General features: G+C 35.7%; 12 protein-coding genes. 10 read left to right on the top strand and 2 right to left on the bottom strand.

The window, feature by feature from the left end:
- Positions 1 to 374: 374 nt before the first annotated feature.
- Positions 375 to 1,832, bottom strand: coding sequence for an AcpB/EbpR/MafR family transcriptional regulator (locus PROCOU_RS06570; protein ID WP_036070692.1), 1,458 nt, complete (start codon positions 1,830 to 1,832; stop codon positions 375 to 377).
- 525 nt (positions 1,833 to 2,357) lie between these two features.
- On the opposite strand from PROCOU_RS06570, the gene rpsF reads away from it, so the two are divergent.
- The 6 genes from rpsF to PROCOU_RS06545 all read left to right on the top strand — a co-directional run bounded on the left by rpsF (position 2,358) and on the right by PROCOU_RS06545 (position 6,264).
- Positions 2,358 to 2,651 carry a 30S ribosomal protein S6 gene (gene rpsF, locus PROCOU_RS06565; protein ID WP_036070689.1) on the top strand — a complete coding sequence of 98 codons (294 nt, stop codon included), beginning with the start codon at positions 2,358 to 2,360 and terminating at the stop codon, positions 2,649 to 2,651.
- A gap of 57 nt (positions 2,652 to 2,708) precedes the next feature.
- Positions 2,709 to 3,260: a single-stranded DNA-binding protein gene (ssb, locus tag PROCOU_RS06560; protein ID WP_036070687.1), complete on the top strand. Its 552-nt coding sequence runs from the start codon at positions 2,709 to 2,711 to the stop codon at positions 3,258 to 3,260.
- A gap of 58 nt (positions 3,261 to 3,318) precedes the next feature.
- Entirely contained in the window at positions 3,319 to 3,558 is a 240-nt protein-coding gene (rpsR, locus tag PROCOU_RS06555) for a 30S ribosomal protein S18 (RefSeq protein WP_036070684.1), read from the top strand.
- A gap of 167 nt (positions 3,559 to 3,725) precedes the next feature.
- The gene (gene bcaP, locus PROCOU_RS06550; RefSeq protein WP_036070703.1) at positions 3,726 to 5,120 is read left to right on the top strand and encodes a branched-chain amino acid transporter BcaP; all 1,395 of its coding nucleotides are present in this window, start codon (positions 3,726 to 3,728) and stop codon (positions 5,118 to 5,120) included.
- A gap of 303 nt (positions 5,121 to 5,423) precedes the next feature.
- On the top strand, positions 5,424 to 5,567 hold the full coding sequence (locus PROCOU_RS19265) for a helix-turn-helix domain-containing protein (protein ID WP_077913353.1): 144 nt from the start codon (positions 5,424 to 5,426) through the stop codon (positions 5,565 to 5,567).
- On the top strand, positions 5,548 to 6,264 hold the full coding sequence (locus tag PROCOU_RS06545) for a LysR substrate-binding domain-containing protein (RefSeq protein WP_036070682.1): 717 nt from the start codon (positions 5,548 to 5,550) through the stop codon (positions 6,262 to 6,264). Before PROCOU_RS19265 ends, PROCOU_RS06545 begins: the two co-directional genes overlap by 20 nt.
- Before the next feature lie 51 nt (positions 6,265 to 6,315).
- Here PROCOU_RS06545 and PROCOU_RS06540 read toward each other — a convergent pair whose 3' ends face one another.
- A complete protein-coding gene (locus PROCOU_RS06540; RefSeq protein WP_051994248.1) occupies positions 6,316 to 7,164 on the bottom strand; it encodes a LysR family transcriptional regulator in 849 nt (282 codons plus the stop codon).
- Positions 7,165 to 8,073: 909 nt separating this feature from the next.
- Between PROCOU_RS06540 and PROCOU_RS06530 the strand changes: the two genes are divergently transcribed.
- The 4 genes from PROCOU_RS06530 to PROCOU_RS06515 all read left to right on the top strand — a co-directional run bounded on the left by PROCOU_RS06530 (position 8,074) and on the right by PROCOU_RS06515 (position 13,212).
- Positions 8,074 to 10,572: an immunoglobulin-like domain-containing protein gene (locus PROCOU_RS06530; RefSeq protein WP_036070678.1), complete on the top strand. Its 2,499-nt coding sequence runs from the start codon at positions 8,074 to 8,076 to the stop codon at positions 10,570 to 10,572.
- Positions 10,573 to 11,161: 589 nt separating this feature from the next.
- On the top strand, positions 11,162 to 11,947 hold the full coding sequence (locus tag PROCOU_RS06525) for a LysR family transcriptional regulator (protein WP_036070675.1): 786 nt from the start codon (positions 11,162 to 11,164) through the stop codon (positions 11,945 to 11,947).
- A gap of 120 nt (positions 11,948 to 12,067) precedes the next feature.
- Positions 12,068 to 12,337 carry a hypothetical protein gene (locus tag PROCOU_RS06520; protein WP_036070672.1) on the top strand — a complete coding sequence of 90 codons (270 nt, stop codon included), beginning with the start codon at positions 12,068 to 12,070 and terminating at the stop codon, positions 12,335 to 12,337.
- A 191-nt stretch (positions 12,338 to 12,528) separates the two neighbouring features.
- Positions 12,529 to 13,212: a glycosyltransferase gene (locus PROCOU_RS06515; protein WP_077913352.1), complete on the top strand. Its 684-nt coding sequence runs from the start codon at positions 12,529 to 12,531 to the stop codon at positions 13,210 to 13,212.
- The last annotated feature ends 11 nt before the right edge of the window (positions 13,213 to 13,223 follow it).

Below are 13,223 nucleotides of genomic sequence, written 5' to 3'. Positions count from 1 at the left end.
TTAATTGTGTCAGGTTATTTTTTCATGTTTTTTATATTTTTCAAAACATCATTTTTTGATTGCTCATTAAGTATCTAACTGCACGACAGTTGCAACATATGCGTTATAAACCGTGCGTTTAAATCACCACTTTCTATTTTATTTAACTAGGAATGAACACGCGGTTCTCTTTTCCTCTTACCTATATCTTACCTGCATTTCGTGTTGCAAGTCACTAAAATACAGCAATTATTTTTAGCTTAAAATGATAATTCACAAAAATGACATCATTTTTTTTGTAAAAACAGCATTCATTTTTATGCTTGAAAACGAATTTTTATGCGCGCTTATTAAAAAAGTATGCTCCACGTTAATTAGAGGAGCATACTTTTTTTCTATTTATTCTCAAGTCTAGCATCTACAATCTTACCTAAGGCTGCAAAATCGCGCTTTATTGGTGGCATATGCCAAACTAATACTTCGACATCTGTTATATTGGGCAAGGGTGAGTCACTAATGATAAGGTCATGCTGAGCCCAATGTTCTCTAGGTTTAAGATCATCACAGAAAATAATAACTTCTTCTGAGTAATAACGCCTGATCTGTGTTTTTAAATACTCTTCCCACATAAAACCGTTTTTTGAAATAATCTTAATATGGAGCAGCCTAGTATAGCTTTCTGTCAATAAAGCAACTGAAAATAGGGTATGAACATAAGTCGCGATAACTTCCCTATTGGATCGTAAGTACTGATAGTCAGGCTGGCTTTCATATTTTTTTAGGATAGTGAGAATTTTTTCTTTATCCTCTGTGTCAGGAGTTAATTTTTTAGAGAAATAATCAACATCTAGAATCAAATTAGTCTTTTCAATAAATAGAAACCGCGCTAAGTAGTCCAATATCGTCACTTTTAACGCTAAAGTATCTGCAATCTGATTGTCGACAATTGTCAAAAGGTCTTCTGTGATTGGCAAACGCGCACTTTGAAATCTCTCATTATAGTAAAGACGCATCTTCATTCTCTCCTGGTTGACATAGGTGAAAGAGCCAAGAGAGGACATCATCAGTAGCATATAGCGTTCGACAGGGACCAGTTGAGAACCAAGCGCCTCTTCTAAATCACTAAAATCAATCTCCATCGCATTATGATACGTATAGATATCTTTCCAGAATTTTTCATCTTCATCCGAAGCATTAACCGTATGTCCCTGTTTTATCCTTCTTAACGAGACAGCGATGGCGGTCGCGTAATCAATACGAGTACTCTGAGAAAAATAGACATTTATATGTTGTTCGAATTTTTGAATAAATTTATCTATGCAATTTTCAAAATCAAAATCATCTATTAGCCAACCAGTATAAGGATTGCACTTACTGAATAAATGATAGAAAAAGAAGCGAATATTTACCTCCCCCCCCTGTATTTCGAGCGGAGCATTGTTAAGCACGAGGCGGCTTTTAGCTAAGAAAGTGTCTACCTCGGCTAGCTTGACATAAAAAGTAGATCTACTAACAAAATTATTTTCTGCCCATTCAGAAATAGTCGTTTTCTCCCCATTAAAAACAGAGAGAGCCAGTTGAAACAGATGACTAGTAGAAATCATATACGCTGTTAAGTAATCAAAATTAATTTGAGATGTCGTTTTTAGCGAAAGCTTTTTATCCATTTCATGTATGTGAGCCATCTCAGTTGGAAACGTGGAGTTGAGCACCTCAATGTCTGCATTTAGTGTATTAACAGAACATTCAATGATAGTAGCAACTTCTTTTTTTATAATGGGCGCCTCGGTAAAGAAAAGTAAATTAAGTAATTTTAACCGACGATAATCTGATGCGGGAATAATATTTTTCATTAATAAAACCTCCCAAATATCCTATATTAATATCCTAATGAAAAATGCAGCTAAGGTCAAATTTAAGCTGTTGATGTACTTCTAATCATTATAAAACTATTTAATGAAGAAAGGCGAAAAAAATTCTAGCGCTTTTCTCATACTAAACATAGTTGCGATACCTAATAAGCTATGCTATAATTATACCTCGTGAGTAATTAAAAATTATTCCTTGCCCGTTTTCAGTTTTTCAGTCATAAAATACGACTGAAAGATTGGAGAGGTTGTTGTCTTAAGAGAGAAAGTCTTTAAGAAGATTATGTGTCGAACCTATTTTTTTGTGGGTAGGACGTAAAATTCTGCTTTAAACAAATCGAGCGAAAGCGTTTGTATTCTACCAATTTTGTGGAAGCCGGAAGCGGAATGTACTTGCGTACATGAGAACCGGAAGTCCGGAAAATTGGTAGAATGCGAACGCTTGCCGCCGGTTTATATCACTTATGAACCAACCTTTGGGCCGCTAAGACCACAAGGAGGTGTAAAGAGATGGCAAGAACATATGAAATTATGTACATTATCCGTCCGAACATTGAAGATGAGGCGAAGAAAGCTGTAGTTGAGCGCTTCGACAGCATTTTAACTGACAATGGTGCGGAGATTATCGAATCGAAGGATTGGGGTAAACGTCGCTTGGCTTATGAAATTGAAGACCATAAAGACGGCTTGTACCAAATCACTCGTGTTTCTGCTACAACTGCGGATTCTATCAATGAATTTGACCGTTTAGCAAAAATTTCCGATGATATCATTCGTCACATGGTTATTAAAGAAGAAGTTTAATATTTCCTGAGTATGGCTCGGGTTTTTATGAAAAAAGAGAGGAGGTTGGTTCTACTTATGATGAACCGTGTTGTATTAGTTGGTCGTCTGACAAAAGATCCTGAATTGCGCTATACTCCTGCTGGTGTTGCAGTTGCGACATTTACACTTGCTGTAAATCGTAACTTTACAAATCAGGCTGGAGAGCGTGAGGCAGATTTCATTAATTGTGTTGTATGGAGAAAGCCAGCCGAAAACGTTGCGAATTTCCTTAAAAAAGGAAGCTTGGCGGGCGTGGATGGTAAAGTTCAAACGCGTAATTATGAAGGTCAAGATGGCAAGCGTGTCTATGTAACAGAAATTCTTGCTGAGAGTGTCCAATTCCTAGAACCCCGCAGTGCAAACAGTGGCGGAAATGGTGGCGGCTACAGCAATAACAATGATTTTGGTGGGCAGCAATCGTACGGTGGAAACACTGGTGGTGGCTTTAACCAACAAAATGATAATAGCTACGGACAACAGAACCAACAACAACCTCAATCTCAGAGTTACCAAGCACAGCGCAACGCTGATCCATTTGCTAGCGATGGTAAGCCAATCGACATTTCAGATGACGATTTACCGTTCTAAAAAACGGGAAACAAGCGAGCGTGTTATTGGATTTTAATTTGGATAGGAGGAAATTATAATGGCTGGAGGACGCAGAGGCGGACGCCGTCGGAAAAAGGTTTGTTACTTTACTTCGAACGGAATTACGCATATTGACTATAAAGACACTGAATTACTGAAGAAATTCATTTCCGAACGTGGAAAAATTCTTCCTCGTCGTGTAACTGGAACGAGCGCTAAATACCAACGTAAATTAACGATTGCTATCAAACGCTCACGCCAAGTAGCATTGCTACCATTTGTTGCAGATGAGAAATAAAATCTTAAAGCCCTCTGATTTTTCAGAGGGCTTTTACTATAGAAAAACTACTTTACACTGTAGCACATATGTTGTTTAAAGCATTGACGCATATTCGCTTTAAAGGTATGATGGAAAAAAAGAGTTTCAAAGATGTTTTAGAACAAAAAAGTTGGGAGTATAAAATTATGTTTTTTAAATCATTACTAAGAAAAAAACCGTTAGAAGCACTTATTCATAATAAAAGTAATAGCATTCATTTGAAACAAACGCTAGGCGCGACAGATTTAGTCTTTTTAGGAATAGGAGCGATTGTTGGTACGGGGATATTTATTCTGCCTGGAACAATTGCGGCACTTTATTCTGGTCCAGCGATTGTCATATCGTTCATCATTGCAGCTGTTGTTTGCGCACTTGCGGCTCTTTGCTACTCTGAATTTTCCTCGTCTGTGCCAGTAGCAGGAAGCGCCTATACATATGGTTATGTGATTTTTGGTGAGTTTATCGCATGGTTGCTCGGCTGGGCCTTATTGTTAGAGTACGGGCTTGCTGTGGCATCCGTTGCAAGTGGTTGGTCTTCTTATTTTAAAACGTTACTATCTGGGTTTAATCTCCATATTCCTGATGCGATTTCAGGGGCATTTAACCCAGCAGCAGGAACGTATGTCAATATTCCAGCGATTGCAATTGTAGCCATTATTGCTTACCTATTGACACGTGGTGTTCGTGAATCGACGCGTGTTAATGCTTTTATGGTCATTTTGAAAATCAGTGTTATATTACTATTTATCTTGGTGGGTATGTTTTACGTGAAACCGACTAATTGGGAGCCGTTTATGCCATTTGGGTTTAGTGGTGTATTAAACGGGGCTGCCTTGGTTTTCTTTGCCTATCTTGGCTTTGATGCTGTTTCATCAGCTGCAGAAGAAGTGAAGAACCCACAGAAGAATATGCCAATAGGAATTATAGGCTCTCTCCTTGTTTGTACTATATTGTACATCGCTGTTTCGATTGTTTTGACAGGAATAGTATCATATCAAGAGTTGAATGTTGCTGATCCTGTTGCGTTTGCCTTACAGGTAATCAATCAGAATTGGATTGCTGGTATCGTTTCACTAGGTGCAGTTGTTGGTATGATTACGGTGATTCTAGTGATGCTTTATGGTGGGACCCGTCTGATTTATGCTATGGGGCGCGATGGTTTACTACCAAAAAGTATGGCAGAGATTGATGAAAAAACGAGCACACCTATTAAAAGTACCTGGACGTATGCCGTTATCGTGATGTTTTTCGCGGGATTCGTACCCCTTCAGAGATTGGCAGAACTAGTAAATATGGGAACGTTGTTTGCTTTCATGATGGTTTCCATAGGTATTATTTTTTTACGTCGCAACAAATCGATTGGTAGTGGTGGATTTAAAACACCATTGTATCCAGTCTTACCGATTTTGTCCTTTCTAATGTGTCTCTTCCTGATTACAAGGCTTTCTATGGCGACGTGGATTGCATGCGGAGTTTGGTTCTTACTAGGATTAATTTTGTATTTTACATTTGGGCGCAGGAATAGTACGTTAAATAAATAGCTAGAAGAACTCGATGGATTATATGTAAATCAAAGAGGGGGATTAGAAACTATTTTAAGGTTTCTGATCCTCCTCTTTGTATTTATCACTACCCTTTGAACAGGTTTTAGAAGAAGAGGTATATGTAAAACAATGCTACTGATTTTATTAATGCCATTGAATTTAGTGATGGTATGAAGTCATTGTGATTTCAGGTATCCGAAAAATTAATGACAACAATTACTTATCTGCGTTTAATATGTTTTTTTGTTGTTTAGTATAATGTAGTTGTCATAACTTTTCTTATAGGGAGTTTTTATTGGTATGTTTGGATTACTAAAGACATTTGTTGCTGTATATGATGCTCAAAATTTTACTAAAGCTTCGCGCCATTTATACCTTTCTCAATCAGCGGTCTCTAATCAAATCAGCAGTTTAGGAAAAAATATTGGGAATCACTCTTTTTGAGCGAACAAAATATGTACAAGTATCGCCGACAATCGCAGCCCGTTTTTTTTACGGTGAATGCAAAAAATTACAAAATGAGTGGGAGAGTACTGTAAATACACTGAAGCAATTAGAGCAAAAAGCGTATGAGCCTATTGTTATTGGTGCTTCTGAAACGATTGGGAATACGATGGTACCAAAACTATTAAGTAAGCTAGAAGAGGAATTTCCACAGCACCAATTTGAATTTTATATCGCTAACTCTTCGGAGATTGTTAAATCAATGCAGCTATCAAAAACACATATTGGTTTAGTGGAATCTTATGATACTGATAATACTGCTTTAGAATCTAAAATCTTTATGCACGATGAAATGGTAGTTGTAGGGAAAGGAGAGGGTACTTGGCTATTTCATAGTGGGGAAGCTAGTATGGAGCGGCATATTAATCAATATTTAATGCGTAGTAAAGCAAAACCTGAGACAGTAATAAAGTTTAATACCCAACTAGCTATTTTAAAAACGATAGAACAGGGCCTAGGGAAAACAATCATATCAAGTCTGTTGGACATGGATAATTATAACGTACTAAATAGAACGGATATTTTCAGGCCATTGTATATTATTTTTGATAATTCAGATAAAAAAGTTAATTATAAAATAAAAAAAGCTTTATTTTCATGGATTGCTGTAGATAAGGTGGAACATACGTATGCTTAGTCGATATTGTATGTAGGTATTGCAATTAATTGAAAAAAGTATGGACAATAATCAAAGAGGCCATCGTCCATACGGTTTGTTTTTTGACAGATTAAATAAACTGAAAATAAACTGAATGATTTGCCTATCTAAGTCTGGATGATTTTTATTTGAGATTGCATATAGTGGTCTTATCAACAATGTTTCTTCGGCTTCTATAGAACTTGAGTAATTCACAAGTTCTGATTGGAGTGTGCGCCCATAACCAAGTTCAACTAATTGCAGAATAACTTCATTGCTATTAATGACAAGTTCTGTTTCTGGTGATATATTATGTTCCATCATGTACCTATCAGAATATTCTCGGATACCAGACCCTTCTTCTCTTAAAATCCATGTTGTGCTCTCTGGCTTGCCTAATAATATCATTCTATCATACATAAATTCTTGCCTGTCAATATTAGAAGATACTAAAGGAGATTCAACTAACCCAATATCTGTATCTAGTATAGAAACAGATTGAAAGATGCTTTCGGAATTATCAATAATAATTTCAAAATCGACCTTAGGAAATGCTTTTTGCAATTTACCTAAGACTTTTGGGATGAGGTAGTTTCCAATTGTTTGTGAAGCGCCAATTTTAAATGACCGGTTTTTCCCGCTACTTATACTAACTAGCTCATCTATTACATTGTCCCAACTACTTTGCATTCGTTTCGTTTTTTCGTATAGAAAATGGGCAGCAAGTGTGGGAGTAATCTTTTTGTTGCTGCTTCGTTCAAACAAGACGACGCCGATCTCTGTTTCTAATTTTTCTATGTGTACAGATATTGTTGGTTGTGAAATAGATAGTTCATTAGCAGCCTTTGTAAAATTATTGTTCTCATAGACAGAAATAAATGTTTCTAACCACTGAAACATCTTGGCACCTCCTTATTATAGATTTATTGCAAGCGCTAGAACTACTCACTAAATAGCATGCTAGGGCTAATTTTAGCACAAAAAGTTAATAGGAGTAAAGCATAGTCTATACTTTTAAAAAAATAGAATGTATAAAAGGATAATAGTAATACAAATTATTGATATTAACCGTGGAGGTTGATAAATAAAGGATGGAGAGGGATTATTCTATTGAGAAATCTATTTTATTTTACAGATCTAATTTTATTTCAAAAGTATGCCGTCCTTGAAAAAATGTCGGCAGGGAGTAGCATTGAATTGAAGCAAGGTTTATTTATAATTGATGAGGGATTTATTTCATACGAATACACTTCCAAAAAGGGGAATGAGACATTTTTGGTGTAAAAGACACCATTTTACACATAACTACTAAATACATAGCGCAAACAGATTGTATTTTATGGCATTTGCCAGAAATATTTGTTGATATTGCTAAGGAATCAGAGGAAGTATCTCGGTTATTGGCATACGCTACTAATAGAGAAAATCAATGGTTAAAGTATCTACAATCGACGAACACGAAGCAAATGGATCCTCATTTCATTAATCTACTCAGGTTTGAAGATATCTACCGTAGAGACTACGATTATTCTTTAAAATATGAATGAACATAAACGATTTAGCCCTGTGCACGGGCGTTATTATATTTTGTAATGATACCTATTTATAAAAAATATTACTCTATTCAACTAATTAAGATGTATACTTTAACATATGTTAAAGAGCTGGCAAGTATAATAGAGAACATTTAAAGCCTAGAAAAATAGTGTATTAAACAGAATTGCTAGCAATTAAAGGAGGTGAGTCGTTTAAAGCTTTTTGTGAAAAAAATAACTAGTTTGAAAAAAATATTAAGGAGAGATGCTATCAATGTTAAACGTAAAAATGATGAAAAAAAGTAGTGCTATCATGCTAACAACTGTGCTTTTAGGAAGTCAAATAGTCACGATGATTCCAGAAAGTGCATCAGCAAGTAAAGTTCAAAGCGTAGCTCACACAGTGACAGAAAAAGAAAGAGCGACATCTGCGGAGGTCTCAACATTTGAAGGGCTAAAGCAAGCATTACAAGACCCTAATATTGTCAATATAACTTTGAAAAAAGATATTGTTGTTAAGTCTGCATTTAATTTTACTACGGATAAGAATTTAGATGGACAAGGTCATACAATTGACATGGACGGCCATGGGATTGGTTTTGCTAAAGTAGATGGGAATGCAACTGTAAGTAATATAAACATTGCTAATCAAGGTGTCTTACCTCTTTTCTGGAGTCAGTATAAGGATGCAACGATAACACTAGATAATGTGACGAGTTCAGGTAAGAAATTGGCCTACTCATTATACGGTACAATGATTCTAAAAGGTTCCATTAAAGCAAAAGTAGATGGAGTTGTTGCTGGAATACAGGGTACAAATTTGATTGTTAAAGAAGGCGCCAATGTGAGCTTAGACACTACAGGGTCTTCTCTCTATGGTATTTGGTTATTTGATCAATTAAATCAGGAAAAAAATTCTTCTCTCAGAGTACACTCTAAGAATCAATCGCTTAGATTTGAATCTACTGATGGGGCACTATCAACAGCAGGGAATTTAGATTTAATTTCAAACGAAAAGGAAGGCATATATGGGACGTACAGTAGTGTATATGTAACTGCACAGAAGGACAGTGTTGTTAATGTGGAGTCCCGTGGTGATAACCAACCTGCAATAGACCTCCAATCAAAATCTTCACTGAATGCTTTATCTGGATCATCTATGTATATTAAGAGAGCAAAAGATTCCCAAACGGACACAAAAACGGACCAAAAAGAGGTCATTAAATTAGGTTCAGATTCTCAAATTGAAGTAAATGCACCAAAAGGATTCTCTATTACTAATGGGAAGAAGGATGCCCCGTTAATAGATTCTGTAAAAGCGAAATTAAACATAAAAATGGCATCTTTAAAGGTTTGGAACAAAATAGGTGGGGATTATAATTCGCTTCCTCTAAACTCTTGGATTACTGGGTCAACAAGCATGGACATTAAACGGAATGAATCTGAAAACCTCGTATCAGATAATTATCAATTACAGCAAAATTTTAAACTAGGTAATTACGGTAAGCTATCTGTGGGTGAAGAAAAAGAAATGCGAGAAACGACAATAAATGAACTTACAACTGATTCAACGACAGTTACAGGAACAGGTGAACCAGGAGCAGACATTGTAATTACTGCAAACAATGTACTTATCGGATCTGGTAAGGTTAAAGAAGATGGCACCTACAGCATTGAAGTTAAGAAACAAAAGAAAGGAACTGTAGTTGAAGCTAATGCAATTCTCGGGGGGCAAACATCGTCAGCATCAACAGTTGTAAAAGGCGAAATGGAAGAAACAACAATAAATGAACTTACAGCTGACTCAACCGAGGCTACAGGAACAGGAGAAGCTGGTGCAACAATTGAAATTAAAGTGGGGGACCAAGTTATTGGATCTGGAACCATTAAAGAAGATGGTACGTATAGCGTTGTAATTCCAACACAAAAAGAAGGGGTTACAGTAGAAGCTATAGCAACCATTAATGGACAAACATCGACTGCGACAACAATTGTAAAAGCCTCTGAAAAAGATTACTCTATTACAGCAGATCAATTTATCGTAGGACAGTCTACTTATTTAACAGGAAAAGTAGGAAGTGATGTAGCCACTGTTCGTGTGTACGTGAATGGTAAGGCCGTCAATAATGTTACACCTGTAGATGGAGAATTCCGAGCATATATGAGTACAATTTCAAGTACTTCTGATGAAGTAAAGGTTGTGAGTCTAGATTCAGAAGGAAATGAAAAAGAAGAAGCTAAGGTGTCATTAGTTGAGCAGGAACTGATATTAACTGCCAATGATTACACTATTGGTGAAGAGTATATTACAGGAGAATACGATAAAGAAGCAACCAAAGTAGTGCTATATATTGATGGTGTAGCTGTTAAAAATAGTAGCCTAGATCCAGAAACAATGACCTATAAAGTCGCAGCAAATAAAGTTGTTACAAGTAAAGACCAAAAAGTAGAGATGGTAATGTCCAAAGGAGCAACGGAATTAAAACGTGTATCTGTCAACGTGAAAGATGCCCCTATCCCAGAGTATACACTAACAGCTAATGATTACACGATTGGTGAGGAATACATTACCGGAACGTATGACAAAGCAGCAACAAAAGTAGTGTTGTACATTGATGGTCAAGTGGTGAAGAATAGTGCCCTAGATCCAGAGACAATGACCTATAAAGTAGCGGCAAATAAAGTTGTAACGAGTGTAGATCAAAAAGTAGAGATGGTTATGTCAAATGGTACGACAGAATTAGAACGCGTTACAGTCAATGTTTTACTTTAATTGAAATAAATGTGTATCTAAAAGTCACCAAAGGTTGTAAGAACACATACTAGTATTTTAAAATCCAAATCATGAGTGGCTGTATAAATAGAGAAGCTTAGCATTGCTATTTATACAGCTTTCTTTTCAAAGCAACAGATTAACTTGAAAAAATGCGATTCTTATTGAGGTTTAAACAGAACAACCATTGATCTAACTTCTGGATTTTACATTCTGAAAATTTAGAATAATTTTTGGAGTTCGAAAGCAGAAGAATCAATTTTTTCTATCTTTTATTAGGTGAAGTAGTGTACTGGGAAGTTGAAGCTACTTCGTTTTATGTCAGGGTGAGATATCGCTACTACAAATAAATAATTGATATCTCCTGTTTTATACTGTATGAAATACAGAAATAACGTTTCAAATACAAATAATAATAGATGAAGAGGTGTTACACTCAACGGAGTCAATCTCGAAGGAATAGAAAAATGATAAATGCTCTCAAATTAAGGTACGTCATCATAAAATATAATTATAACGATTACTTATCGATGTTTAATGCATTTGTTTCTTTCTTGTATAATAAAATATCATAGGAGGTTTTTATTAAATGTTTAAGTTATTAAAAACTTTTATTACCGTATATGATGAAAAAAACTTCACGAAGGCTTCCCAGCAATTATACATTTCTCAATCGGCGGTATCTACTCAGATTAGCAGTTTAGAAAAATTATTGGGCGTAAGCCTTTTCGAACGTTCAAAGTATACGCGTATATCTCCTACAGTAGCGGGCCAATTTTTTTATATTGAGTTAAAGAAATTACAGAGTGAATGGAAGGAAACTGTTCATACGCTTCATAAACTAGAAAAAGAAGAAAATCATACATTCAAAATTGGTGCCTCTGAAACGATTGGGAATACCATTGTACCTGAATTGTTAAGTAGACTAGCAGGAATATTTCCACATACTAGATTTGAATTTAGTATCGCTAATTCTTCTGAAATTGCCAAATCAATTAGCCTTTCCGATATAAATATAGGCTTGGTTGAATCTAAAACGAGTACTACGGCCCTTGAATCCCAAATTTTTATGCATGATGAAATGGTTGTTGTGGGGAATCCCCAAGATAACGTTTGGCTGTTCCATAGTGAGGAGGACAGTGTGAGACAGTATACAAATCAATATTTAACACGCAACAGAATAAAACCAGAAGCAACATTAACATGTAATAATAACTCTACTATCTTAAAGATGATTCAACAAGGGATGGGGCAAACAATACTCTCCACTTTATCCATCCAAAGTGAACAGCGTATCCTGAGAAGGGCTAACTTTTTTAGGCCATTATATATGATTTCTAGTAATACAGACACGCTTGTTGATTCAAAAAATTAAAAAACACTGTATTTTCACTGCTTATGTCAAATCAAAAAAAGTATGCGTAGGAACTTTTTCTTGATAGCCTATTTCGGAATTGTCACTCAGGTTCCTCATATTAGTTAGAAAGGTTTGTGAATGATGATCCATCTGGATGAAAGCAAGATTATGATGTTTAGCTCGGTTCATCCATATCAGGATGCACGTATCTTCCATAAAGAAGCTTTAACATTAGCACAATACTACCACATAGATTTTTATGGGGTGGGGAGCGAGTCAGCTGAAATTAAGAATAATTTACGTATTTCACTATTGCCAAAACGCTCAAGACTAGGTCGATACAAAAATATTTTAGAACTAAAAAAAACAAATCAAGAAGAGTTCGGCCAAATTTTATCACTTTCATGACCCTGAGCTACTTCTATTAGTTCCCTTTATTCAAAGAAATAAAAAAGGCGCCAAAATAATTTATGATATGCATGAGAATTTTCCAGCAGCTATCCAAAATAAAAGTTGGATTCCTAAACCTTTTAGGAGGGTACTATCTTTGTTCATTGGAAAAGGAGAGCGGCATTATTTAAAAAAAATTAGATGGTCTTATTTTTGCTGAGAAATCTTACAGTAAGCACTATGTAAATATCAATGTAAAAAAAGTAGATATTTATAATTTTCCTACTAGGGTAGATGGCAACCATCATGTTGTCACTCAGGTAAAGGGACGCCCCTTGCGACTGATTTATATAGGACGAATTGCTGCAGTTCGAGGAGTCTTTGAGATGTTAGAGGCAGTATCCCAACTTACTAGAGAAGGTATAGCGGTCGAATTATTACTCATAGGAGAGTCAGAACAAAATGTACTGCAAGAAATAATATCTTTTATTGAAGTAAATGAATTGCAAAATCATGTTGACTATAAACCGTATATAAATTATGAGAATATTTGGGAGTATTATTTTGAAGCTGATGCAGGTATCTGTTTGTTGCATCCTGTTCCAAACTATACAGACTCTCTAGCTACCAAAATATTCGAATATATGGCAGCGAGTCTGCCGATGATTGTATCCGATTTTCCGATTTGGAAACAACTAATGGATGAAAATAAATGTGGAATGGCTGTATGCCCACATAATATAGATGACATAAAAAAAAAAGTGTGTCCATTTTACTCGACGATTCCTTGCGTTTCGAAATGGGGAGGAATGGACGTAATAACTATGAAAAAAAAATATAACTGGGAAATAGAGGGAAAGAAGTTAATCAATTTTTATAAAACCCTTAGGTAAGGTAACGAGGT

This window comes from Listeria rocourtiae FSL F6-920 (assembly GCF_000525975.1).
In the GTDB taxonomy this organism is placed as follows: domain Bacteria; phylum Bacillota; class Bacilli; order Lactobacillales; family Listeriaceae; genus Listeria_A; species Listeria_A rocourtiae.
The sequence above is the reverse complement of the archived record's forward strand: the minus strand, read 5'-3'. Positions and strand labels throughout refer to the sequence as shown.

What these genes read in the sequence shown, in the direction of transcription:
- bcaP (WP_036070703.1), top strand. Translation starts at nt 3,726, where the DNA reads ATGTTTTTTAAATCATTACTAAGAAAAAAACCGTTAGAAGCACTTATT.
- PROCOU_RS06525 (WP_036070675.1), top strand. Translation starts at nt 11,162, where the DNA reads ATGTTTAAGTTATTAAAAACTTTTATTACCGTATATGATGAAAAAAAC.
- PROCOU_RS06520 (WP_036070672.1), top strand. Translation starts at nt 12,068, where the DNA reads ATGATGATCCATCTGGATGAAAGCAAGATTATGATGTTTAGCTCGGTT.
- ssb (WP_036070687.1), top strand. Translation starts at nt 2,709, where the DNA reads ATGATGAACCGTGTTGTATTAGTTGGTCGTCTGACAAAAGATCCTGAA.
- PROCOU_RS19265 (WP_077913353.1), top strand. Translation starts at nt 5,424, where the DNA reads ATGTTTGGATTACTAAAGACATTTGTTGCTGTATATGATGCTCAAAAT.
- PROCOU_RS06570 (WP_036070692.1), bottom strand. Translation starts at nt 1,832, where the DNA reads ATGAAAAATATTATTCCCGCATCAGATTATCGTCGGTTAAAATTACTT.
- PROCOU_RS06530 (WP_036070678.1), top strand. Translation starts at nt 8,074, where the DNA reads ATGTTAAACGTAAAAATGATGAAAAAAAGTAGTGCTATCATGCTAACA.
- rpsF (WP_036070689.1), top strand. Translation starts at nt 2,358, where the DNA reads ATGGCAAGAACATATGAAATTATGTACATTATCCGTCCGAACATTGAA.
- PROCOU_RS06540 (WP_051994248.1), bottom strand. Translation starts at nt 7,164, where the DNA reads ATGTTTCAGTGGTTAGAAACATTTATTTCTGTCTATGAGAACAATAAT.
- rpsR (WP_036070684.1), top strand. Translation starts at nt 3,319, where the DNA reads ATGGCTGGAGGACGCAGAGGCGGACGCCGTCGGAAAAAGGTTTGTTAC.